At 68.2% G+C, this 22419-nt stretch carries 22 protein-coding genes; 14 read left to right on the top strand and 8 right to left on the bottom strand.

The features are described 5' to 3' along the window. Nucleotides 1-46 precede the first annotated feature (46 nt). From ACWDKQ_RS16790 to ACWDKQ_RS16780, 3 genes are read right to left on the bottom strand one after another with little or no spacing between them, the layout of a single operon-like run. Entirely contained in the window at nt 47-1243 is a 1197-nt protein-coding gene (locus ACWDKQ_RS16790; protein WP_450139654.1) for a M20 metallopeptidase family protein, read from the bottom strand. Beyond that, complete coding sequence (locus ACWDKQ_RS16785) at nt 1236-2375, bottom strand: amidohydrolase family protein (protein WP_450139653.1); 1140 nt, start codon at nt 2373-2375, stop codon at nt 1236-1238. The genes ACWDKQ_RS16790 and ACWDKQ_RS16785 overlap by 8 nt, the downstream gene beginning before the upstream one ends. Further along, complete coding sequence (locus ACWDKQ_RS16780) at nt 2365-3654, bottom strand: glutamine synthetase family protein (protein WP_450139652.1); 1290 nt, start codon at nt 3652-3654, stop codon at nt 2365-2367. Before ACWDKQ_RS16780 ends, ACWDKQ_RS16785 begins: the two co-directional genes overlap by 11 nt. Before the next feature lie 250 nt (nt 3655-3904). On the opposite strand from ACWDKQ_RS16780, the gene mftD reads away from it, so the two are divergent. From mftD to ACWDKQ_RS16740, 8 genes are all read left to right on the top strand, one after another. After that, a complete protein-coding gene (gene mftD, locus ACWDKQ_RS16775) occupies nt 3905-5077 on the top strand; it encodes a pre-mycofactocin synthase MftD (RefSeq protein ID WP_450139668.1) in 1173 nt (390 codons plus the stop codon). A gap of 64 nt (nt 5078-5141) precedes the next feature. Continuing rightward, nucleotides 5142-6650: a GMC family oxidoreductase gene (locus ACWDKQ_RS16770; protein ID WP_450139651.1), complete on the top strand. Its 1509-nt coding sequence runs from the start codon at nt 5142-5144 to the stop codon at nt 6648-6650. Further along, the gene (locus ACWDKQ_RS16765) at nt 6631-7950 is read left to right on the top strand and encodes an aspartate aminotransferase family protein (RefSeq protein ID WP_450139650.1); all 1320 of its coding nucleotides are present in this window, start codon (nt 6631-6633) and stop codon (nt 7948-7950) included. Before ACWDKQ_RS16770 ends, ACWDKQ_RS16765 begins: the two co-directional genes overlap by 20 nt. Nucleotides 7951-8134: 184 nt before the next feature. Continuing rightward, nucleotides 8135-9370 (top strand): ABC transporter substrate-binding protein, encoded by a 1236-nt coding sequence (locus ACWDKQ_RS16760; protein WP_450139649.1) that lies wholly within the window; start codon nt 8135-8137, stop codon nt 9368-9370. Continuing rightward, the gene (locus ACWDKQ_RS16755) at nt 9367-10140 is read left to right on the top strand and encodes an ABC transporter ATP-binding protein (RefSeq protein ID WP_450139648.1); all 774 of its coding nucleotides are present in this window, start codon (nt 9367-9369) and stop codon (nt 10138-10140) included. Before ACWDKQ_RS16760 ends, ACWDKQ_RS16755 begins: the two co-directional genes overlap by 4 nt. A gap of 1 nt (nt 10141) precedes the next feature. Further along, complete coding sequence (locus ACWDKQ_RS16750; RefSeq protein WP_450139647.1) at nt 10142-10876, top strand: ABC transporter ATP-binding protein; 735 nt, start codon at nt 10142-10144, stop codon at nt 10874-10876. Beyond that, nucleotides 10873-11748, top strand: coding sequence for a branched-chain amino acid ABC transporter permease (locus ACWDKQ_RS16745; protein WP_450139646.1), 876 nt, complete (start codon nt 10873-10875; stop codon nt 11746-11748). Before ACWDKQ_RS16750 ends, ACWDKQ_RS16745 begins: the two co-directional genes overlap by 4 nt. Beyond that, nucleotides 11745-12821 carry a branched-chain amino acid ABC transporter permease gene (locus tag ACWDKQ_RS16740; protein WP_450139645.1) on the top strand — a complete coding sequence of 359 codons (1077 nt, stop codon included), beginning with the start codon at nt 11745-11747 and terminating at the stop codon, nt 12819-12821. Before ACWDKQ_RS16745 ends, ACWDKQ_RS16740 begins: the two co-directional genes overlap by 4 nt. Nucleotides 12822-12867: 46 nt before the next feature. Here the strand turns inward: ACWDKQ_RS16740 and ACWDKQ_RS16735 are convergent, their stop codons facing one another. Further along, entirely contained in the window at nt 12868-13716 is an 849-nt protein-coding gene (locus ACWDKQ_RS16735) for a MurR/RpiR family transcriptional regulator (protein WP_450139644.1), read from the bottom strand. Nucleotides 13717-14152: 436 nt separating this feature from the next. Between ACWDKQ_RS16735 and rocD the strand changes: the two genes are divergently transcribed. The 3 genes from rocD to ACWDKQ_RS16720 all read left to right on the top strand — a co-directional run bounded on the left by rocD (nt 14153) and on the right by ACWDKQ_RS16720 (nt 16072). After that, complete coding sequence (gene rocD / locus ACWDKQ_RS16730) at nt 14153-15391, top strand: ornithine--oxo-acid transaminase (protein WP_450139643.1); 1239 nt, start codon at nt 14153-14155, stop codon at nt 15389-15391. Between the two features lie 100 nt (nt 15392-15491). After that, entirely contained in the window at nt 15492-15794 is a 303-nt protein-coding gene (locus ACWDKQ_RS16725) for a hypothetical protein (protein WP_450139642.1), read from the top strand. Between the two features lie 86 nt (nt 15795-15880). After that, nucleotides 15881-16072: a hypothetical protein gene (locus ACWDKQ_RS16720; protein ID WP_450139641.1), complete on the top strand. Its 192-nt coding sequence runs from the start codon at nt 15881-15883 to the stop codon at nt 16070-16072. A gap of 596 nt (nt 16073-16668) precedes the next feature. Here the strand turns inward: ACWDKQ_RS16720 and ACWDKQ_RS16715 are convergent. Both ACWDKQ_RS16715 and ACWDKQ_RS16710 read right to left on the bottom strand, forming a co-directional pair. Continuing rightward, nucleotides 16669-17427, bottom strand: a complete 759-nt coding sequence (locus ACWDKQ_RS16715; RefSeq protein WP_450139640.1) for a CbtA family protein — start codon at nt 17425-17427, stop codon at nt 16669-16671. A gap of 25 nt (nt 17428-17452) precedes the next feature. Beyond that, complete coding sequence (locus tag ACWDKQ_RS16710; protein WP_450139639.1) at nt 17453-17668, bottom strand: CbtB domain-containing protein; 216 nt, start codon at nt 17666-17668, stop codon at nt 17453-17455. Nucleotides 17669-17921: 253 nt separating this feature from the next. Between ACWDKQ_RS16710 and ACWDKQ_RS16705 the strand changes: the two genes are divergently transcribed. After that, entirely contained in the window at nt 17922-18515 is a 594-nt protein-coding gene (locus ACWDKQ_RS16705) for a histidine phosphatase family protein (RefSeq protein WP_450139638.1), read from the top strand. A gap of 60 nt (nt 18516-18575) precedes the next feature. On the opposite strand, the gene ACWDKQ_RS16700 is transcribed toward ACWDKQ_RS16705, so the two are convergent. Next, entirely contained in the window at nt 18576-18797 is a 222-nt protein-coding gene (locus tag ACWDKQ_RS16700; RefSeq protein ID WP_450139637.1) for a Tn3 family transposase, read from the bottom strand. Continuing rightward, on the bottom strand, nt 18715-19446 hold the full coding sequence (locus ACWDKQ_RS16695) for a Tn3 family transposase (RefSeq protein ID WP_450139636.1): 732 nt from the start codon (nt 19444-19446) through the stop codon (nt 18715-18717). Before ACWDKQ_RS16695 ends, ACWDKQ_RS16700 begins: the two co-directional genes overlap by 83 nt. 175 nt (nt 19447-19621) lie before the next feature. Between ACWDKQ_RS16695 and ACWDKQ_RS16690 the strand changes: the two genes are divergently transcribed. Continuing rightward, the gene (locus tag ACWDKQ_RS16690; protein ID WP_450139635.1) at nt 19622-19822 is read left to right on the top strand and encodes a hypothetical protein; all 201 of its coding nucleotides are present in this window, start codon (nt 19622-19624) and stop codon (nt 19820-19822) included. Beyond that, nucleotides 19819-22170, top strand: a complete 2352-nt coding sequence (locus ACWDKQ_RS16685; RefSeq protein WP_450139634.1) for a hypothetical protein — start codon at nt 19819-19821, stop codon at nt 22168-22170. The genes ACWDKQ_RS16690 and ACWDKQ_RS16685 overlap by 4 nt, the downstream gene beginning before the upstream one ends. Nucleotides 22171-22419 lie beyond the last annotated feature (249 nt).

Here is a 22419-nt window from a genome sequence, read left to right as displayed (position 1 = left end):
CCGTAGGGCACGTCGACCAGGGCGCACTTCCGGCTGATCAGATTTATCAGGAAGCTATCCAGCCTGTCGGAGATAATCCCAGCCGGCTCTCCTCCCGTAACAGGTCGGCGGCACCGAGGTAACCCGCGAGCATGGCTCGTGCTGTTAGGTGGAGGTCGGAGTCGGAGGGCAGGAAAGCCGAGGAATGCAGCGGTTCATCGGTTTCGGACCCGACGAACATCATCACCGCCGGCATGACTTCGGAGAAATAGGAGAAGTCGTCGGCGCCGAGCGAGCGCAGGGTGGTCGACGTCGCGATACTCTGCTCGCCGAGGTGGCGGGCCACGGCGTCGACCAACCGCGGGTCGTTGTGCAGGACGGGTTCACCGTGGGTGATCTTCACCTCGACCTCGCAGGAGTGCGCCCGGGCGACGTTCTCCGCGACCGCCTGCACCCTCCTGCGCAACAACTCACGGGTCTCGGCGTTCATCGCGCGGATGGTTCCCGTGGCCCGCGCGAGGCCGGGGATGACGTTCGCGGCCGTGCCGGAGGAGATGGACGAGACCCCCACGACGGCCGCCGCCATGGGGTCCACCGAGCGGCTGACGATACTCTGCAGGGCGACGACGATCTGGGCGAGGGTGAGCAGGGGATCTGCGGTGAGGTGGGGGTAGGCGGCGTGCCCGGAGGTGCCGTGGACCTGGATCTCGAACTCGTCGGAGGAGGCGTTGACGCTTCCGGAGACACAGGCGACGACCCCGGTCGGCAGTGCGGGCTGCAGGTGCGCGCCGATCATGGCCACGCATCCTTGCGCCTGGAGGGCACCGGCCTCGACGATGTCGCGGGCGCCGGAGGGGTAGGTCTCCTCTCGGGGCTGGAGCACCGCGAGCAGCGGCGTGGGCAGTCGCAGCTCCTCGATGGTCCGTGCGACTGCGACGAGTGCGGCCATGTGGACGTCGTGGCCGCAGGCGTGGGCGGCCCCGGCGCGCTCGGACGCCCACTCGACCCCGGAGGTCTCCGTGACCGGGAGCGCGTCCATCTCGCCGCGGATCCCGACCGCGGGGCCGTCGCCGCCTATGCGCACGATCGCGCCGGTGTCGGCGACCTTGGTGACCGGGGCTTCGGACGGCAGCGCGGCGAGCACCCGGTCTCGGGTGCCGATCTCTGTTCCGGACAGTTCCGGTTCCCGGTGCAGGCAGCGGCGCAGTTGTTCGGCCTCGTGGATGTGTCGGTCGAGCATCTCCCACAGGTCTGGATCAGTCACGACCGGCTCCGTAGACACGTTCCGCATTCTCCTTGCCGATCATGGTGGCGACTCGTAGCGCGTCACGGCTGGACCACTCGCCCTCCTCGACCCACGCCGAGAGCGTGCGGTGGAGACCGCGCCGCCAGAGCACCGAGCCGAGATGGTGCAGCTCGGCGGGACCCCAGGCGTCGGAGGAGTAGAAGATCTTGCCGAACGGTGCGAGTTCGAGGGACTCCGCGACGACGCGGGAGGACGCTGCCCCGGTGTAGTTGACCGCGAGGCCGACATCGAAGTAGACGTGCGGGAACACCTGCGCCAGATAGCCGGCGTGGCGATGGTACGGATAGCAATGCAGCAGGACGATCGCTACGCCACGCGATTCGACCGCTCGCAGCCAGGAGGTGAGCAGCAGCGGATCGCAGCGGTGCAGGTCGAGGTCGGGGTCGCCGTAGCCGGCGTGCATCTGCAGCGGGAGGCCGAGTTCGAGGCCCTCCCAGAGCAGGAACCGCAGCAGCACGGGATTGGTGACGCGCGGGGACGCCCCGGCGTCGATCTCGCGCAGCCACCGGCCCGCGGCCTTCTTGACCTCGGCCTCGCTCGGGCGGGCCGGGTCGACGTCAAATCCGTACCGGTAGGCGATCACCGACTTGAGGCCGACCGCGTGCGTGGTCGCGGTGGTCAGGGCCAGCCGGAACAGGTCCGGCAGCTCCTGCGCCGACGCGCCCAGGGCCACTGTCTCCAGTACCGTCTCGAGGCGGACGATCTCCTCGACCCGGCCCGGCGCGCGCACGGTGAACTCGTCAAGGGTCAGCAGATCGCTGCCCTGGTAGCCGGTGTCGACGAGCCATCGGTCGACTCCAGCCGCTGCGAGCAGACGGTCATCGAGCGCGGCCGCGGACAGTGCCCGGCGGGCGTCGAGGTAGTCCTCCATGGCGCAATGGGGTTCCAGCCCGAGCAGCGGGGCGCAGTGCCGGCGCACGGCGATCCCGATCTGGGAGTCCAGGTGGCTGGTACCTGGCGCAGCCGGCCAGGCCGACTCGGTGAGCAGCTGGGCGAACTGCGGGGTCGTGGGTTGATCGCGCAGGCTGGCGTGGACGTGGTGGTCAACGAGGCGCAGCTCGCCGATCGCCGACTCGAGCTCAGTGGGCATGGGCGACCCTCGCGCAGCGCTCGCGGTCGGACAGCCCGGCTACCTCGTCGAGTTCGGCCCGCTTGACCGCTAGGTGGGTGGCGAGAAGGTCGGGGTGGAACCAGTTGTTGACGATCTTGTCTGCCTCGAGCTCGGCGAGCGCGTCCTCGAGGCTGCGGGGCAGAGTGGGGACCTCGGCGAGTTCGGTCTCGGTCGCGTCCTCCGGCCAGATGTGCACCGGTGCGTAGGAGTCGCCGAGGCCCTCCAGCCCGGCGCGGATGAGAACACCGAGGACCAGCCAGGGGTTGGCGGTGGCGTCGGCGGCGCGGAACTCCAGGTTGTACTGGGAGGTGGGGTCAGCGGCGCCGACGGTGCTGGTCGGGCAGATCCGCAGTAGGGCCTCCCGGTTGCGCTCGGCCAGGAACACCCCGCCGACGCTCCAACGGCGTGGCATCAGTCGCAGGTAGGACGTAGGCGACGGCGCGGTGAACGCGAGCAGGGCCCGCGCGTGGGCGAGAACGCCGGCGGCGAAGCGCTGGCCGAGGTCCGATAGCCCTCCGGGGCATGAGGGGTCGTGGAGGACGAAACGGCCCTCGGCGTCGCGCAGCGACAGGTGCACGTGCACACCGTTCCCGCTGCCGACCGGGTCGAGCAGCGGGGCGAAGCTCACGCGCTGCCCGTGGCGGCGGGCGAGGTCGCGAACCAGCTCCTTGAGCAACACCGCGCGGTCCGCAGCGAGCAACGCGTCGGTCGGCTCCAGGGTGATCTCGAACTGGCCCGCTCCGTACTCCGGCAACCAGTTCTCCGGCTGCAGGCCCATGGTGTCCAGCAGCCCCACCAGCTCCGACCCGAAGGGCTCGGCATTGCGGTGGCGAGCGAACGAGAACGGCCGCTCGTCGACGAGGTCGGGTGCCATGAACTCGTGCTCGAACGAGGCCTGCACGTCCAGCCCGGTGCGCTCCCGCAGCTCGGTCAGGGCGTTGCGGGCGAAGGTGCGTGGACAGCACGGCCAGGGAGATCCGTCGAGTAGGACCTGGTCGGCGAGCAGCAGGCTGACGCCCGGGTCGTCGTCGGTGCCCGGGATGTCGACCCGCGTGGCCGGGTCGGGCATCAGCCGCAGGTCACCGGTGGAACCGAAGACGTTGGGCGCGATCGTCCCGAACGAGCTCAGCGCCAGGTTGGCCGGAACCCAGCCCACACCGCGGCGCAGCACCCGCTCGAGGGCGTTGCTGGGAACACTGCGGCCGCGCACTTGGCCCGCGAGATCGGCGGTCGCAACGAAAACGGTCGGTGAGTGCATGGTCCACCTTCTCGGTCCTGCGGGTGTGTGCGGAGGTGTCGCGGTCAGCTCAGCCCGGGCGAGCTCGTAGCGAGTGTTATACACGTTACAACTCTTGGTCAACAGTGCGCACATGAAATCCTACTTCCGAGAACACTCGGGGCGATCACTTGACATGTGCGTTACAAAAAATTGCTTGTCAATCCTTGTCGTAAGAAGAATTTCAGCCTACGGTTGTGCCTCACACCACAGCGAAGGAGCCGTGTTCACCATGATCCGCTTCCGCAACCTCGCTGAGGCAGAGCGCGTCGCGAAGCGGCGGCTGCCCCGCGCAATCTGGCTCGCCGTCAAGGCCGGCAACGAGCAGGGATGGACCCTGGATGAGAACGTGCGTGCCTTCAGCGAGCTCGGCTTCTCCCCCACGGTCTTCAACCGTCCGACGAACTTCGACCTGAGTACCCGGGTCCTCGGCATCGATGTCGAGTTCCCGGTGCTCGTCTCGCCGGTGGGCGCCCAGGCGATCCACCCCGACGGCGAGGTCGGCGTCGCGCGGGCCGCCGCCCGAGCGGGGACCGCGATCGGCCTGAGCTCGTGGTCCTCGGACTCGGTCGCCGACGTCGCGCGCGCCAATGACAACACCATCTTCCAGCTCTACTGGGTTGGATCCCGGCCGGAGATCGAGGCTCGCGTCGAGGCCGCCCGCGCCGCCGGTGCCAAGGCGTTGATCGTGACCCTGGACTGGTCGTTCACCCCGCGACGCGACTGGGGTGTGCCGCCCGCGCCGCCGAGCGATCGCAGCATCTCCACGCTGGCACGGCTGGCACCCCATGCGCTCTCCCGTCCAGGATGGCTCATCGGCTATCTGCGACGCGGCCGGATCCCGGAGCTTCGGGTCCCCAACCTCGTCACGCTGGACGGTCGCGTGCCGTACTTCGGCAAGGCTTGGGCCGACTTCGAAGCGACCCCGCCTCCGACGTGGGATGACGTCAAGTGGCTGCGCGAACTGTGGGGTGGCCCCTTCATGGTCAAGGGCATCAGCACCGTGCGCGACGCCAAGCTCTGCGTCGACCTCGGTGCGGATGCGATCTCGCTGTCCAACCACGGCGGCAACAACATTGACGGCACCCCCTCGCCCCTGCGTCAGCTGCCCTACCTGGTCGAGGCCGTTGGAGAACAGGTCGACGTAATGGTCGACGGCGGCATCCGCCGAGGCTCGGACGTGGTGAAGGCCGTCGCGCTCGGAGCCAAGGCTGTGTTCATCGGCCGCGCCTTCCTCTACGGCCTAGCCGCTGGCGGCGAGGAGGGCGTCTACCAGGTCCTGCAGGTCCTCCAGAACGGGATCCGGGAAACGATGTTCGGCATCGGGCGCAGCAGCCTCTCCGAGCTCTCCCGCGACGACCTGCTGCTGCTCAACCCCCACTTCTTCGTCGCACCGGCGCGCTGACCAACCCGCGGATGCAGAGCAAACACACAGCCGTCCAGACGCACAGACCAGACAGGAGATTGCCGTGAGCCGGATAGTGGTCATCGGCGCCGGGAGTGCCGGATCGGTGGTCGCCGCACGCCTGAGCGAGGACCCCGACCACGAGGTCGTACTCGTCGAGGCCGGGCCCGACCATTCGGGCTCCGACATCGCACGCGCCCTGGCGTCGGTGAACTGGATCGACGCCATGGGCGCCACGGCGGCGTTCGATCCGGAGCTGCAGGCGACCCGCCTGGCCAACGACCTCCCGCGCAACTACCACCGTGGTCGCGGGATCGGCGGGTCCGGCTCGGTGAATGCCATGCTGGCCCTGCCCGGGCTCCCGCGGGACTACGACCGGTGGGCGCGCGTCTACGGACTCACCGACTGGACCTGGGCGCAGGTGGAACCCACCTTTATGGACCTCAAACGAGAGCTGCTGCGCTCGACCGTGCCGGAGTACACCCCGATCGACCGGGCGTTGGCCGACTCCGCCGCCGCGCTCGACCTCCCGCGGGAGGTCGACACTTACTCCTCCCCGGCCGATGGATCCGGTGGTCTGTGGCGCAATGCGGATCGGGCCGGCAGGCGCTCCTCCCGGGAGCTCTACCTGGAGCCCTGCCGCGACCGGCCGAACCTGGAGGTGCGCACCACCGCCAAGGCCGACCGCCTGCTGCGCCGCGGCGAGAACGTGCACGGTGTTGTCCTCGTCGACGGCACGGTGATCGATGCCGACGAGGTCGTCCTGTGCGCCGGGGCGATCGAGACGCCGGCGATCCTGCTGCGCAGCGAGTGCGACCGGCCCGGTGTCGGGCGCGGCCTGCAGGATCACCCCGCCGCGTCGATCAAACTGGCCCTGCGCCCCCAGTACCAGGATGTGAACCTCGGTCTGCCATGCATCAACGCCGTGCTGCGGCTCTCGTCGTCCTACGGCGAGGGAGACATCCACATCCTGCCGATGCACGGGGCCCTGACCGAGTCCGCACCGCCGCACCACGGCGTCCTCATGGCCGCGGTGATGGCGGTCCGTTCCCGGGGCTGGGTCACGCTCAACCCCGACCGCCCCACGGGGCCCCCGGTCGTTACCGAGCGCATGCTGACCGACGAGCAGGACCGGTCGGTCATGCGCGAGGCCGTCGGCCACGTCCGGCGACTGCTGCAGACCCCGGCGTTCACCGAGATCGTCGAGGCCGCGTTCATCGATGACGTCGGCACCCCGGTCTCCGCACTGGACGACCCGCAGGTCTACGAGAAGTGGCTGTCCGCGTCGGTCGGTGACTACTTCCACGTCGTGGGCACCGCCCGCATGGGCACCCAGGACGACCCCGATGCGGTCGTCGATGAACGCGGTCGCGTCTACGGGCTGCGCCACGTGCGGGTCATCGACTGCTCGGTCATGCCCGAGGTCCCCAGCGCGAACACCCACCTGCCCGTCGTCATGGTCGCCGAACGACTCAGCGCGGCCCTGCGTGCCGACCTAACGTCGTCTGCCGACCAGCCCGCCCACTCCTGTTCCGAGCAGCAAGGAGAGCTCCGTGCCCACATCGCCCAGTGACGCCGCCCAGCGAGCCGAGGCTTCCGCGACCTGGGACCGCGCTCGTGCCGTCGTGCCCCGGGGGGTCTCCTCCGGGCACCGCGTCGGCTGGGCGCAGGTTTTCGTCCGCAGCTCCGGCGCCTACGTCTGGGACGACGAGGACCGCCGCTACGTCGACTTCCTCAACGCCTGGGGACCGATCGTCCTCGGCCACTGTGACGACCGGGTCAACCGCGCGGTCTACGAGGTGGCAAGCACCTGCGACCTGACCGGCGTCGGCCCCCAGCCCGGTGAGGCTCAGCTCGCCGAGACCATCTGCCAGGTCATGCCCTCCGCCGAGAAGGTCGTCTTCTGCACCTCCGGCACCGACGCCACCATGCACGCGGTCCACCTCTCCCGCGCAGCGACCGGTCGGCTCAAGATCCTTAAGTTCCACGGGTCCTACCACGGCTGGAACGACCACGTCGCGGTCGGCAGCTCGCGAAAGGACCTGACCACGGCCACCCGGCTCAATACACCCAACGGCGGAGGCCTGCATCCGGCCGTCGTCGACGACGTCGTGGTCGTGGAGTGGAACGATGAGGCCGGGCTCCGCGCCGCCTTCGACCAGTTCGGCGACCAGCTCGCCGCCGCGTTCGCCGAGGGCTACGTGCACAGCTTCGGCTGCGTGCCCGCCGCCCCTGGGTTCCTCGAGCTGCTGCGGACCCTGTGCACTCGCAACGGCGTGGTCATGGTCCTCGACGAGGTCAAGACCGGGTTCCGGGTCGCGATCGGCGGCTACCAGTCCGTGTGCGGCGTCGTCCCCGACCTCACCGCGTTCGGCAAGGCCGTCGCCAACGGCTACTCCCTCGCCGGCCTCGCCGGCACCGACGCCCTCATGAGTCACCTGGGCGCCTACAGCAAGAATGAGGCAACCGTCGACGGCACCTACAACGCCTCGCCCTACGCCCTTGCCGCCGCGAACAAGACCCTCGCGATCATGCAGACCGAGGATGTGTTCGGCGCCCTATACGCCCGCGGTGAGCAGATGCGCAGCGGGATCCAGAAGGCGATCGACAGTCTGGGCGTCCCGGCCACCGTCGCCGGCCTCGGCTCGGAGTGGTGCGTCTACTTCCGCCCCGAGTTGCCGGTGAACTTCCGTCAGGCGATGGAGTCCGACGCCGACATGTACGCCAAGTACCACAGCTCGCTGCTCTCCCAGGGCGTGCTCGAGCCCGCCTTCCCGACCGGCGACCGCCGACTCAACGCGGCCACCACCGAGGCCGACGTCGACTTCGCACTCGAATGCGTCCACAACGCGCTCACCGCCGCCATCTCCTGACCACCGCTACCCCACTCACCGGCACCCGCCGGAGCACTACCGGCATTACCCAGAACTACCGGTAGTACCGAACCACCAGCGCAAACCAGCAGTCCGCGGCGTTCGACGACGGCCGCGGTTGCGCAGGGCACCCGAAACCTCCTAGGTAGGACACATGCTCTCTTCAGCGCGCCCAAAATCGGCCATGAGGACCGTTATCGCGGCGTTCTCACTCTCGGCCGTGCTCGCCGCCGCGGGCTGCACCGGCACCGACTCCGCAGGCGGTTCCGGTGATTCCGGCGACTCCGCCACCGTGACCATCGGATTCGCACTCAGCCAGAGCGGCCCGATGGCGCCCTTCGACGTCGAGCCGGGCAACGCCGCGCTGATGCGCGTCGCGCAGCTAAACGCCCAAGGCGGCATCGGCGGCCGCCAGATCAAGGCCATCGTCAAGGACGTCCGGTCAGACCCCGACACGGTCGGCACGGTCGCCACAGAACTGGTGTCCGAGGGCGTGAACCTCCTGGTCACCCCGTGCGACTTCGACCTGAGCGCACCCGGGGCCTCAGTCGCGCAGGCCGCCTCCATCCCGGCGATCTCAATCTGTGCCGGCGACCCGAAGATGGCCGACACGAAGACCCTCGGCGACTACATCTTCTCCGGCAACACCGGTAGCGACGTCGAGGGCGCCACCGGTGCCGCCTGGGCGATCCAGCGCGGCTGGAAGTCCGCCTACGTCATCCAGGACGAGAGCATCGAGTACACCAAGTCGGCCGGGAAGTACTTCCGCGCCGAGTTCGAGAAGCAGGGCGGCACCATCGTCGGCGAGGACGCGTTCCCCGGCGGCGACAACGTCGACATCAGCAACCAGGCCAACCGGCTGCGCAACCTCTCCCCCAAGCCCGACTTCGTATACGTGGCCAGCTGGAACCCGGGCGGTGCGACCGCAATCCGCCAGCTGCGCGACGCGGGCGTGACGGCACCGATCGTCGGCCCGGCCGCGCTGGACGGCCAGGTCCTGCTTGGAATCGTGGGCAACCGGGCCAGCAACATCTACTACACGGCCTTCGCCTGCTACTCCTACTGCAGCGGCTCCGGGCGCAACGGCCTGGACTCCTTCGTCTCCGACTACGAGAAGCAGTACGGCGCCAAACCGGCCTCGAGCTACGCGCTGCTTGGCTACAACCTGATCTCGGCGGTCGGTTCGTTGCTCGACGGGGTCGGGCCGGGCTCCGGCGAGCAGATCAAGACCGCACTCGAGAACGGCAAGCCCGTCACGACGCCCATCGGCGACGTCACGTACTTCTCCCCGACCTGCCACAAAATCACCAACATGCCGCTGACGGTGATCGGAGTCGAGCAGGGCAGCATGAAGTTCGTTGGTCAACAGCGCGTCGACGCCATCCCCAACGTCGGCGACGGCAACTCCTGCGCGTCATGAACAGCCCGACCGCACAAGCCGCCGCACCGGCCAGCGAAGCCCCCACCACTCAGTCGCAGCTCCAGATGGTCGACGGCGGCATCCACTTCGACGGTGTGAAGGCCGTGGACGGTGTCTCGATCACGGTCCGCTCGGGTGAGGTCCTGGGCCTCATCGGTCCCAACGGCTCGGGGAAGACAAGCACGCTGAACCTGCTCTGCGGAATGCTGCGGGCCACCGGCGGTTCGATCCATCTCGACGACCGCGATGTCACCCGGATGTCCATGCGGCACCGGGCCCGGCTCGGGATTGTGCGGACCTTCCAGAGCGGCCGGGTCTTCGCCCGGCTCAGCGTCGCGGAGAACGTCGAGGCGGCAGCCCTCGGCGGACGTCTGCGCCGCAGCGCCGCCCGCAAGCTGCGCGACGAGATCATCGACGAGCTCGGACTTGGGGCCGTCGCGGCGGCCCCGGCGTCGGGCCTGCCCGCCGGGCAGATCAGAACGGTCGCGATCGCCCGCGCTCTGGCGACCCGTCCGCGGTTCCTGCTGCTCGACGAACCGGCTGCGGGGCAGAACGAGGCCGAGGCCGTCGAACTGATCAACACGATCCGCGGGTTCGCCCGCCGTCGATCCTGCGGTGTCCTGCTCGTCGAGCACGACATGGCGGTCGTGATGGGGACCTGCGATCGGCTGCATGTGCTCGACAGCGGTCGCACCGTCGTCGAGGGCGACCCGCCGGTGGTCCGCAAGGACCCACAGGTGATCGAAATCTACTTCGGGAAGCGATACTGACATGGTCCTGCACATCGACGACGTGTCGGTCCAGTACGGCGCGGCCGTGCGCGCGGTCCAGGGATGCACGCTGGAGGTCGGGGAGGGGCAACTCGTCTCGATCATCGGCCAGAACGGCGCAGGAAAGAGCACCCTGCTCAAAGCCGTCATGGGCCTGGTCCCGCTGGTCGGCGGAAACATCAGGGTCGACAACGTCCAGGTCGGATCCCGAGCCTTTTCACCGGTGCGCAGCCAGCTGTCCTACGTGCCCGAGCGCGGCGGGGTGTTCGCGAACCTGTCCGTGGGCGAGAACCTGCGTCTCGGTGGGGTCGCCTGCAAGGACAAGGCCACCGTCGCCGCCCGCATCGAGCGGGAACTCGAACGCTTCCCCGTGCTGCGCAAGTACTGGGGCCGTGGGGCGAGCCTGCTCTCCGGCGGCGAGCAGCAGCAACTCGCAATCGCCCGCGCCCTGATCCGCGATCCCCGCCTGCTGTTGCTCGACGAGCCAACCCTGGGCCTAGCGCCGATCATCATCGATCTGATCTTCGATGTGATCGTCGGTCTCCGGGCCGAGGGCACGACGATCCTGCTGGTCGAGCAGAACGCCATGCGCGCGCTCGAGGTCAGCGACCGCGCCTACGTCCTGCAGGCGCCGGGCAGGGTGCTCGGTGCCGGGACCGCGGCCGAACTCCAAGACATCCCCGCCGTGGTCGACTACCTCGGCTTCTCACCCTCCGAAGCAGGTGCTTCGCAGTGATCCTCGACTTCGTCGTCTCCGCGATCGGCCTGGGCGCCCTCTACGCGCTGCTCACCATCGGTGTGGCGCTGCTGTTCGGTGTCCTTGGCCTGTTGAACTTCGCCTACGGCGAGATCGTCATGGCCGGTGGCTTTGCCCTCTACCTGTTCCGCGACCAGCCCTGGGCGCTCGCAGTCGGTGCCGCCCTGGTGCTCGCCGTCATCGTCGCCGTTGTCTGCGAGGTGCTCGCGTTCCGCCCGCTGCGTGACGCCGACCCGATCACCCTGATGATCGCCTCTTTCGCCGTCAGCCTCGCGATCCAGAGCCTGGCCCGCATGACCGTACTCCCGCGCGCCCAGGGCGTGGCCCCGGAACCGTTGCTGGGACAGCGCTTCCAGCTTCTGGGCGCCGACATCAGCGTCCTGGAGATCGGCACCCTCGTGCTCTGCGGGCTCATCCTCGGCGCCGTCGCCTGGCTGATGACCCGCACAAGCCTGGGCATCCAGCTGCGCGCCGCGGCCGAGAACTTCGAGATGGCCTCCGTGCTCGGCGTGCGGGCGAACCTCGTCATCCCGGGCGCCTTCGCGATCGTCGGGCTCCTGGCCGCCGCCGGATCGGTCGTGCTCGTCGCACGCCAAGGCGCGGTGTCCGCCGAGATGGGCCTGCAGCCGATGCTCATCGGCGTGGTCGGGGCGGTACTCGGTGGGCTGCGCAGCCTGAAGGGCGCGGCACTGGGCGGGTTCATTCTCGGCGTGGCCACGATGCTGCTCGAGACGGTCCTCCCGACCGGGCTGATCGCCTTCCGCGACGCCGTCCTCTTCTCGGCCCTGATCGCCGTCCTGGTCATCAGACCCCAGGGCCTGCTCAGCAGCGCGAAGGTGCGTGTCTCATGAGGAACAAGGTCGACTGGCTCCAGACCCCCGCTCTGCTCGTGGGGCTGTGTGTCCTCTGCGCGCTGATCGGAGCCTTCAGCGGTGGCGCGCTCGGCCGCGTGGTCACCATGACACTGATCTCGGTCGTGTTCGTCGCCGGGCTTTCGGTCTTCACCGGCAACTCCGGGGTGATGTCGTTCGGGCACGTGGCGTTCATGGCCGTCGGCGCCTACGCCACCGCCTACCTGACCATCCCGGTACCGCTGAAGAACACCCTGTTCCCGCACCTTCCCGCGCCCTTGGCGTGGCTGGGCGAAGTCCACGCCCCGTTTCCGGAGGCGCTCGTGATCTCCGGCCTGGCGGCAGGACTGCTCGGGCTGCTCACCTCACCGATTGTCGCGCGGCTGAGCGGCCTGCAGTCCGGCATCGCCACCCTGGCGGTGCTGGTGATCGTCTACAACGTGCTGAACAGCTGGACCGACGTGACCCGCGGCTCCTCCAGCATGATCGGGATCCCCAAGGTCACCACTGTCTGGACCGCACTGGCCGTCGTCGCAGGCACAATCATCGTGGCCTGGGCCTACCGGTGCTCACGCAGCGGACTGCAGCTCAAGGCCTCCCGTGACGACTTCTGGGCGGCCGAAGCGGCGGGGATCTCCGTCGGGCGGCACCGAGCGATCGCCTGGGTCCTCAGCGCGATCCTCTGCGGGATCTCCGGTTCGCTGTACGCGTCGTTCCTGGCCACGTTCAACGTGAGTGGTTTCTTCCTCTCCACGACCTTTGCCTTCGTGGTGATGGTGGTGCTCGGCGGCTACCTCTCCCTCAGCGGTGCCGTGATCGGCGCGATCGGCGTCAGCGCCCTGCAGGAGTTGCTGCGGCGCCTGCAGGACGGTGGGCTGACCGGGGGCGTGGCGCTCCCGGCGGGCACCGCCGACCTGCTGCTCGCGGCGGTCCTGCTGGTCATCCTGATCAAGGCGCCCTACGGGGTGATGAACGTGCGCGAGCTCCGACTCCCCCGTGAGAAGGGAAGCGACAAGCTTCGTCAGGCCGACCAGACCGATCCGGTGCGGTTGACAAGCGGCGCCAGACAATGACGGACCAGGCGTCGCCCGGTCAGCGAGGCCGGATCGAGGAGAGCACCTACTCGGTGTTCTCCTCGATCTGTTGGAGCCTTTCCACGCCCTTCGCACCCCGGCGCTCGGCGACCGCGGCGATGACACTCTCCGTCACCGCGGTCGCCGCGACCAGCGAGTCAAACGGCGAGGCGGAGTCGACACGCACGGGCAGCACGACCTTGGCGACCTTCGCGATGGGCGACAGCCAGTTGTCGGTCATCAGGCACACCGTCACGCCCCTGTCCGCCATCTGCTGGGAGAAGCGCAGATTGAGGTCGGTGTAGCGGCGGTAGTCGAAGACGACGAACACGGTGCTGCTCGTCGCCTCCACCACCGTGCTCCGTCGGTCGATCTCGTCGTTGCTCACCATCGCCACGCCCGACCGGATCAGGCGCAGGTGCACGACCAGATACTCCGCCAGCAGCCGGCTGAACCGGCCGCCGGCGACCCGGATCTCTCGACCCGGGTCGCTGAGCAGGCCGACCAGACGACCGAACTCCGACTCGGGCAGGTCGGCGTAGCTGGACGAGAGCATCTCGGCGAAGGAGCTGAGCGTCTCCGGCAGCACGCCTTCCTCCGACGTGCGCTTCGCCGCGATCTGCTTGAGTGGGGACCCGAGCTCACCGTTCAACTCGTGCACGAGCGCACGCTGGAAGGAGGGGAAGCCGGAGAACCCCAGCCGGGTCACGAACCGCACGACGGTCGGAGAGCTGACCCCGCCCCGCTCGGCCAGGTCGGCGACGGTCGTCAGACCGGCGGTCGGGTAGTTGGCCAGCAGCGCTCGCGCAACCTTTCGCTCGCTATTGCTGAAGTCGTCGAGCTTCTCCATCGCCAGAGCGCGGACCGAAGCGAACCCGCCGAGGATCTCAGTCATGATGACAAATTATCAGCCACACGGCCTCTCTGAAACGGAGATTACAGGTCCTGTGCCATCTGCGGATAGCTGTGCTTTCAGGTCGGAACGAAGGGCTGCCGCCCCACGCCCCCTCTTGGGTTGTCGTTGACATAGAAGTTTCTGGCGGTCGAACGCGCGCTGCTCGACGGGCGCTCCACCGTCGCGGCTGCGACCGCCCACGATCGGGACCAGGTTGCGGAGCGAGGAGGCGAGCTCCTCCAGCGCGTGATCGTCAGCGGCGCGTACGAAGCTGCCAGGGACATAGGCGAACACCGGCTCGTTCACGGGCGCGGGCTTACGTGTGGAGGCGCCCATCGTGATCCCTGCCAGGTTTCGCACAACAGACGAGCTCGAAACAAATATTACAGATTCGCCAGTATTGACTTCAACTGAAACAAACTGTTCTATGGTTGGTATGGCCTCTGCTGACCTTGGGACGCTCACCGCCTCCGCCCGCCACACTGCCCAGACCGAGCGCTACGCGGCGCACAACTACCACCCGCTCCCCGTAGTACTGGCCCATGGGGAAGGGGCCTGGGTGACCGATGTCGAGGGCCGGCGGTACCTCGACTGCCTCGCCGGGTACTCGGCGCTGAACTTCGGCCACCTGCACCCGCGGCTCGTCGCCCGCGCACACGAGCAGCTCGGACGACTCACCCTGACCAGCCGCGCCTTCTACAACGACCGCCTCGGCCCGTTCTCCCAGGCACTCGCCGAGCTCACCGGCAAGGACATGGTCCTGCCGATGAACTCCGGCGCGGAGGCTGTCGAGACCGCGATCAAGGTGGCCCGCAAGTGGGGCTACCGCGTCAAGAGCGTCCATCCCGACAGCGCGACCATCGTGACGATGCACGGCAACTTCCACGGGCGCACGACCACAATTGTCAGCTTCTCCGACGACGACGTTGCGACCGCGGACTACGGACCGTTCACGCCCGGGTTCGTCAGCGTCCCTTACGGCGACCTCGATGCGCTGCGGGAGGCGATCAACCCGTCTGTCGTCGCTGTCCTCTTCGAGCCCGTCCAGGGCGAGGGTGGTGTCATCCTGCCGCCCGAGGGCTTTCTGCAGGGGCTGCGTGAGCTCTGCACCGAGCAGCGGGTGCTGATGGTGGCCGACGAGATCCAGGCGGGGCTCGCGCGAACCGGTCGCACCTTCGCCTGCGACCACGTCGGCGTGGTCCCCGACATCTACATCCTCGGCAAGGCCCTCGGCGGTGGCTTGTACCCGGTCTCGGCAGTGGCAGCCGATGAGGAGATTCTCGGAGTCGTCACCCCCGGCAGCCACGGCTCGACCTTCGGCGGCAATCCCCTCGCCGCGGCGGTCGGGCTCGAGGTCGTCGAACTGCTTCGCACCGGGGAGTACCAGGAGCGAGCCCGACGGATCGGCGCGCGGCTGTCCGAGCGGCTCGACGGCCTCATCGGGCACGGCCTGGTCAGCGCCCGCGTGCATGGAGCGTGGGCCGGCATCGATGTCGACCCGGAGCTGATGACCGGTCGGCAGGTCTGCGAGGGGCTTCTCGAGCAGGGAGTGCTCGCGAAGGACACCCACGGATCGACCGTGCGGTTCGCGCCTCCCCTTGTCGCGACCGACGAGGACATCGAGCTGCTCGTCGACGCGCTGGCGAAGGTGCTCCAGTCCGCTGGCGCCGTATAGGCATGTTCGGAATTCAACGGTTCCAAGAACCTCGCCGCGGCCACTGTTCCGGCGGCTGAGGACCATCAAACAACGGCGGGTCCTGGCCCGTCGACGACGTGTGGTCGACGAGCTCACCGCGTGGCTGTCCAGTGTCGGTCTGCGCCCCGACGACGACCCGGAGAAGGCCGTGCAGCGCCTGCGGACCCGCCCCCACTCATGGACGGTTTTTGGGCTGCGCGACAACGACACTGAGGGCGAAACCCTGATCTCCGCCGCCGTCGCCGGCGAGGTCAACTGCCGCGACATCGACCCCGGCGACGAAGGCGGCTACCAGCGCGTCGCCGAGTCCGTCGTCGCCGCCGACCCGGACGAAGCCGAAGGCAAGGCGTACGAGCTGTTCGAAGACGCCCGCGACCACTGATTCGGACCGGCGGCATCACCCGTTCTGTGGGGCGTGCGCACTCTGCCCACCGCCAGCCAGGGTCAAGCCGCGAAAAAGCGCGTGGCTTGACCCCTTCCCTGGCGCCGGGGCCTGTCGAGTGCACCCCACCGGCCCGGGGCAACACCAACCTCCTCTTTTCCGCGGAGGCCGACCAAAACCTGTTGCACGTCAACGAAACCGAGCGGAGTTTGCACATGAGCAGTACGGTGAACAACCCCAGCCAGCTCGTCACCCTCGCCACCAACCCCGACGAATAGCCTGCGACCGTCACCGCCACCGTCGTGAAGGTCGAACGCCGGGAGGAAACCGATATTCTCGGCACGAGGGTCGGTCTCGACGCGTGATTGGACGTGACGTTTCCCGGTGAGCACCAGCCCTACACCTACTACCTGTCCCGGATGGTCAACGAACCCTGCTGGCCGCTGGACGCCTACTTCAGCCCCTGCGGTCTCCCCGGCATCAGTAACGGGTTCGGTGCTTGGGAAGTGAAAAAGCAGGGCATCGTCCCGGAGTTGGGCCCTGCTCGGCCAGGCCGCGCTCCAGCACGGCCTGGCCGAGGAGACCGGCCCGGATGTGCCGCTGATGCTCGCGAATCACCGCGTGTCCGAGGCCACCAGCGACGACTGATCCGCCGGTGTTCTCGGTGGGGCGTTAGGTAGGCACTCTGCCCTAGCGACGGCGGTCGTCAAGACGCGAAAGGTCGACACACGATTCCTTGTTGAGTGCGTTCATCTGCCAGGCGCCAAATGTTGCGGTCGTCAACGCGGCGTAGGACTTGAACAAGAAAACGGCCCCGCCGAAGCGGTTGTGCTCCAGCGGGGCCGTAGCGGCCGGGAACCGACCTTCCCAGCAGTCAGAGGGCATTGGCGGTGGCGAGTGTGTCCTGGGTGGACCGTTCAGGTGCTCGACCGCGCTCGAAGTGGCGTTGCACCAGTGCGCCGAAGAGCAAGCCCATGGTCGTCCACATCACGAGTTGGATACCCAGCGAGGCGACACGGAAGTTCCACAGCACCGCTGCCGGGAAGCCCTGGGGTACTCCGTCGGCCGTGGGCAGCAGGACCGCGGCCACCGCTGCCGCGACGATGAACGCGAGGACCCCGAGCAGGGTGGCGTTCCACGCGCCCAGGCGCGGCGCCAGTCGCCGACCCAGGTACGTTGCGGCGACGGCCAGTACCACCGAGATAAGTACCATTCCGAAGTAGACGGCGGTGCGCTCGTTTAGCGTGTCCGGGTTGCCGACCGCCGGTGGGTTGGCGGGGTATTTCAGGAACGGCACCACGAAAGCCGCCAAGTAGCCACCCAGCGCGACGACGGCGGCTGTGGCCCGTGCACTGAGTTTCCCGAGACGGCCGTGGGCCACGGCGAACGCGACGGCGAACAGGCCCCCGAACGCGACGGCGTAGACACAGACACCAGTGGCCAGACCAAGGGTGCTTTGCGCCGTGCGGCTGACCAGTTCCGGCTCTGTTGCCTGGCCTTCTGCCGCTTCCTTGGCGGACTCGAAGTCGATCGCAGCCCCGACCGACGGTTCGCCGAAGATGTAGGCGAATACCAGCGCGAGCAGCCCCGCCACGAGGCCGGCGAGCATGCCGCGCACCAACAACATTTTCATCATGATCGTGTGTCCCCCGCTGTGATCAGTGGCAGGGGAAACCGAGCAGGTGCCGGCCGTCGTGGACGAGCTCGTGCACGTAGTGGCCCGAGATGACCGATGTCGCGCCCTGTTCGGCGCCGACGAAGTACAGCAGAACCAGCGCCAGCACACCGGCGAAGACGGCCCAGGGCAGAACCTCGCGCAACGGGATGCTGGCGGGAATCAGGGCGGGAACAGGCGCGGCAGAGACGACGCTCACGGCACAGACCTCCTTGGGTTGACGCGACCCTCGTACGGATGATGATCACGAACGGAGTGGCTGACTCACGTCTTGCACGCCTTTGGCGTGATTCCGTTTACAGTGGCGCGACCGTGCCGGGCTTGCACCGGCTTACTCCGCTCGTCGGTCGCCTGACGTTACGCACGGCTTCATGGCGGCGTCAATCGACCGGACAGGTTGCGAGACCATGGTCATGCCCGACACGACCCGGTCTTGAGGAGCGTCACCGCGGATGGTCACTCGCTTGATCCTGGTCTGCCATGCGCCGACAATCGCCACCCGCGCGGCGCGGTTCCCCGACGACGAGGCCCTCGACGAGCGCGGCACAACCCAGGCCGCAGCGGCGGCTGGCGCCCTGGGTCGAGTCGACGAAGTCGGCTGCGGACCGGAGACGCGCTGTCGGGAGACGGCCACCGCGCTCGGCCTTGATCCCACGATCGAGCCCGCGTTGGCCGACCTACATGTCGGCGCCTGGCGCGGGCGCACCCTCTCCGAGCTCCAGCGTGAGCAGCCCGCCGAGCTCCAGGCGTGGCTGACCGACCCCGCAGCCCTGCCACACGGCGGCGAATCCCTGCGCGACCTGCAAGCACGAGTGGGCGACTGGCTCGATGAACTACGCGCCGCGACCGGGCGCATCGTCGCGATCACTCACCCATCCGTCATCCGCGCCAGCGTTGTCCACGCTCTCCACACCCCACCGGAATCCTTCTGGCGCATCGACGTCCCACCGCTATCGCACACTCGGCTGTCCGGTAACGGCAGCGGCAACGAGTGGACGCTGCGCGAAACCGGCCACCCGCTCACAGCCACTTCGCGGGAGAACTGACTCGTGAGGTAGGCCGATCACCCACGGCATCTCCCGCGGACGGTCACCTGAGTGGATCGGCTACAGCGACGCGTCCACCGGCTGACGCAGCGGCCGGTAGCCAATGCGCGCGTACTCATGCTCCACTGGAAATTCATACGTGCCGTAGGGATTGACGTGTTCCATCAACACAGGTGAGACGTGCGCGAGCAGGTCCCGGTCAATCCGGCCCCGCCGCTGGGACAGGTGCCCGAGGGCCAGCTCCAGATACGCGGTATTCCAGGTGATGATCGCGTTGGTCACCCAGCGATGGGCATAGGGCTTGCTCGGTCTGTTGCTCGTGGTGGCGTCGGCGGACGGTGCCTTCGTGGGCGAAGAAGAGGTCGCGGCGCAACGAGTGCAGGGTCTCGCCCTTTGTTGAGTTACCGGGCGATGCGCCGCCTGTATGCCTCGTCGGCCAGATACCGCAGGGCGTACAGGGTGCGCTAAAGCCCGCCATACTCGACGAGGGCCTTGAGGCCAGCGCCGAGCACCGCGACGAGGCGTGGAGCTTGCCGGCCACCAGCGATGCCGTGGAGTGCCCGTATTTCAGGCTGGCGGCCAGGCGCAGCATCTGGTCCCACTGGGACCAGATCAGGTCACGGTCGACGGTGCCGGTCAGCAGCTTGCCCGCGTGCGGGAACACACTGCACACCTCACGCCGGGAACCGAGCCGGTGCAGGGTGATCCCGCCCAGATCCCGAATCCGCGGGGACAGCGTGAACCCGGTCAAGGCAAACAGCGAGAACACGGTCAGGGTCTGACCTGCGGTGTCAGTGGCGTGCTCGGTGATCGGCAGGTCCGTGGCGTTGCCGAGGATCTCACCGAGAACATAGACCGCTTCGCGGTCGGTGACCGGCAGCCGCTGTTCCAGCTCGACCGGCACGGCGGGTGCGCGCCGGGCAGTCAACACGCCGTTCGGACTCGACAGCCGCTCATCAACATCGCATCAGCGGCGCCCGCCCGCCCTGGTCGATCGGCTTGTATGAACTCTCTACCCCGACGAACGGCAGAGGACGTCTATGCATACCCCGAAACGTTCCCGCTTTCGACGAAAGGTTAACCGGAAGCGGCACCGGGACGGCGCGGTGCGGAACATGGTGATCGGTGGTGCCGCCGCCGGTTCCGCTACTGGTTTGGCCCGGGGCGTCGGCACAAGCGTCGTTGACGCCAACATGCTCCGCTCCACTGGTCGGAAGCTCTATGAGCTCGGCCGCCCCGGCAAGCCGGTACGGCCGCTGGTGGCGTTCGGCCGTTTCCTCGGTGGTCTAGCCCAGGTGGCTCGGTGACCGCGAGCAAACCGCTGGTCATGCACGCGATCGACGACCTCCACGACGCCATGCCGAACAGCTGGTTGGGCGCGTTCGGAGCGCGCGGCGGGAACGCCTCGAACAGCGAGGCGCCCGAGACGTCCGCGATGGGACGGGCGCCGGAGTTAACGATCCCCAGTGCTCCGGCGGGCGCGGAACCGGCCGCCGACCACAGAGACGCGTTGTCTCCGGCCTGGGGTGCGGAGCTGGCCCCGCTCCTCGACACCACCGTAGGAAACGCGGCGCGCGCCGGAGCGCCGGAACCGCCTGCAAGCCCAGCGGCGGCATCCACCGCGCTGGAACAGGAACTGCTCGCGGTCCTACCGCCGCACGACGGGACGGCGCGGGACTGCGTAAAGCGGCTCGACGCCCTGCGCCGGCACTTCAGCGGGGGTGCACGCGTGACCCGCGACGACATCGCTGTCGGATCGCCTTGGCGTGAACTCGAACTCGCCATGGCCGTCGGCGGAGTGTGGCGCCCGGTGCGCGGCTCGATCTCCGGTGTCGTCCGGCAAGTGCGTGAGCTCGGCCCTGGCGCGATGGCGTTCGTGCTGACCAAATCACCCGGTAGTGAGCCCCACGGGATTGCGCTGCGCAACCATGGCGGAACCCCACTGTGGTTGGAAACCCAAGCTCCTCCGGGCTCCCGGGTGCGGACCGTACCGCCGCCGCTGGTCGACGCTCGGGTGCTCGTGGTCGCCCCGACAGGCCGGGCGGTAGCGCCGGCCGCAGGACCGTCCGGTTCCGCGGACGGCCTCCTGCACCCCAACACCGGCTCCAGGTACGGGTATTTCGCGCGTGCGTCCGGGGACGGCGGCCGCGCGAGCTCCGCAGCGCCCGTGCCGATCAGCTCGATATTTTCCTCCCCAGGACAGACCGTCCGCGCCAAGGGCCCGGATGGCCGACCGATCACCGTGGCACTGCGCGACATCGTCTGCCAGGTCATGCCCGGCACCGGACACGGCGTCGCGTTCACCCGAGACAGCAGCTTCCAGCTCACCGGCCGCTACCGCATCGCAATCAAGACGCTGCCCGGCGAGACCGTGCACGACGCCCGTGGGCGCACCAGCCGCCCCAAAGCGCAACTCCGGCTCGGCGGGGACTTCCACGTACACGCCGAGGGAACTCGCGGCGGGTTTGCGGCGCCACTGCGCAACGGCACCTGGGCGACCCTCGAACCGCGCGAATTCGCAACCGTGCTCTCCCGCATCGAAGGGCTGCGGACACTGGTCCAGGCAAAACCTGGCCTCAACCTCATGCTGCTCTCCTCCGGCGACCACGACGCGAAGGACACCGCGCGCGGACTGTTCAAGGAGGGGATAAACGTGTCTATGCTCAGCAACAACGGCACGGTCTCCCAACTTCCCGATGGACGCTTCGGCGTCGCCGACAACCGAGGCTGGAACACCTACAAGTCCAGCCCACGGCTCTGGGATTGGTGGAAGCCGCAGCACCAACGGCTCGGCGTCTACTCCGACGGCAACATCAACAACATCACCTTCTTCGAGACGCACCTGCCGACGGCCAGGTACATCCCCAACGCCGATCCCGATGCCGAGGTCCCGCTGCAAGGCAAGAATAAGCATGGCGCCGTAATCGACTTCTTCCCACACGAGGTCGCACGCATCGGCCTGACGAGCACCAGCACCGGGCGCGAACGCACCAACGGCCTCGACCTCACCGGCGACCACGAGGAACTGATCCCGGACATGGTGGGCAACCTTGACCAGATGACCCACGTCGTCCGGACCTTCCCCGGCGAAGGAGCCCGCGACATCCGCCGCACCGAATGGGACAAGCTGCGCGATCACGACCCGAACCACCGACTCGTGGCAGTACCGTGGCCGTCAGTAGAGCTCACTGCCACCGACCCGAGGTCCGGGCGGCCCAGGAACGTCCGCGTCGGCCCCAACGCGATCGTCGCACATGGCCACTCGCGTGCCGTCCGGATCACGATCGAGCGGGACGGCAACGAGAGGCGCCTCAGCGTAAGCGGCGACACCCTCGTCGGCCTGCTGGTGCAGCTGCCGGAGTTCCAGCAGATGTACGCCGTCAACCCGCACAGCCCCTTCCTTCTGCTCATCTGCGGCACCGCTCAGGACGGCGCGTCAGTGCTCAAGGAAGCGGTGAAAGCAGCTCGGTACCTGACGCTGCCCAACACCTTCATCGGCGCGGGTAGCGACATCGTCATGTACAAGCAGAAGAGCGGGCTGCTGCTGTCAGTGATGGACGACGCGGGTTTTATGATCAGCTCCCGCGTCAATAGCCACGAGGTCATGAAGATCCACGCCCGCTACTGCGAACCGGAGTCGGCTGGGGACAACTGAAGCGAGACGCCCCGGCCTGGGGCGTCTCGCAACGAGCGTTCTGCCCTGGATGAGTTCCCGACCTGGCGGGTGCGGGACAGACGACCGCGGACGAACATCGGCAACGTCGCGTCCCTCGACGACGCCGCCGCCCGCTCGCGATCCTCGTCCTCGCGTAATTACAAAGCGGACGTCAAGCGACTACGGCGAAGCCCTGGCTGCCCGCCCGACAACGAAACGCCCACCCTTTCGCACTGGAAGCACGGGGGT

This window comes from Saccharopolyspora sp. NPDC000995, assembly GCF_053599315.1.
This window is presented reverse-complemented; position numbering and strand designations above follow the sequence as displayed.

Bases quoted from the DNA above. Each gene is read 5' to 3' on its own strand.
- ACWDKQ_RS16760 (WP_450139649.1), top strand. From the start codon at position 8,135: ATGAGGACCGTTATCGCGGCGTTCTCACTCTCGGCCGTGCTCGCCGCC.
- ACWDKQ_RS16740 (WP_450139645.1), top strand. From the start codon at position 11,745: ATGAGGAACAAGGTCGACTGGCTCCAGACCCCCGCTCTGCTCGTGGGG.
- ACWDKQ_RS16780 (WP_450139652.1), bottom strand. From the start codon at position 3,654: ATGCACTCACCGACCGTTTTCGTTGCGACCGCCGATCTCGCGGGCCAA.
- rocD (WP_450139643.1), top strand. From the start codon at position 14,153: ATGGCCTCTGCTGACCTTGGGACGCTCACCGCCTCCGCCCGCCACACT.
- ACWDKQ_RS16735 (WP_450139644.1), bottom strand. From the start codon at position 13,716: ATGACTGAGATCCTCGGCGGGTTCGCTTCGGTCCGCGCTCTGGCGATG.
- ACWDKQ_RS16750 (WP_450139647.1), top strand. From the start codon at position 10,142: ATGGTCCTGCACATCGACGACGTGTCGGTCCAGTACGGCGCGGCCGTG.
- mftD (WP_450139668.1), top strand. From the start codon at position 3,905: ATGATCCGCTTCCGCAACCTCGCTGAGGCAGAGCGCGTCGCGAAGCGG.
- ACWDKQ_RS16705 (WP_450139638.1), top strand. From the start codon at position 17,922: ATGGTCACTCGCTTGATCCTGGTCTGCCATGCGCCGACAATCGCCACC.
- ACWDKQ_RS16715 (WP_450139640.1), bottom strand. From the start codon at position 17,427: ATGAAAATGTTGTTGGTGCGCGGCATGCTCGCCGGCCTCGTGGCGGGG.
- ACWDKQ_RS16785 (WP_450139653.1), bottom strand. From the start codon at position 2,375: ATGCCCACTGAGCTCGAGTCGGCGATCGGCGAGCTGCGCCTCGTTGAC.
- ACWDKQ_RS16755 (WP_450139648.1), top strand. From the start codon at position 9,367: ATGAACAGCCCGACCGCACAAGCCGCCGCACCGGCCAGCGAAGCCCCC.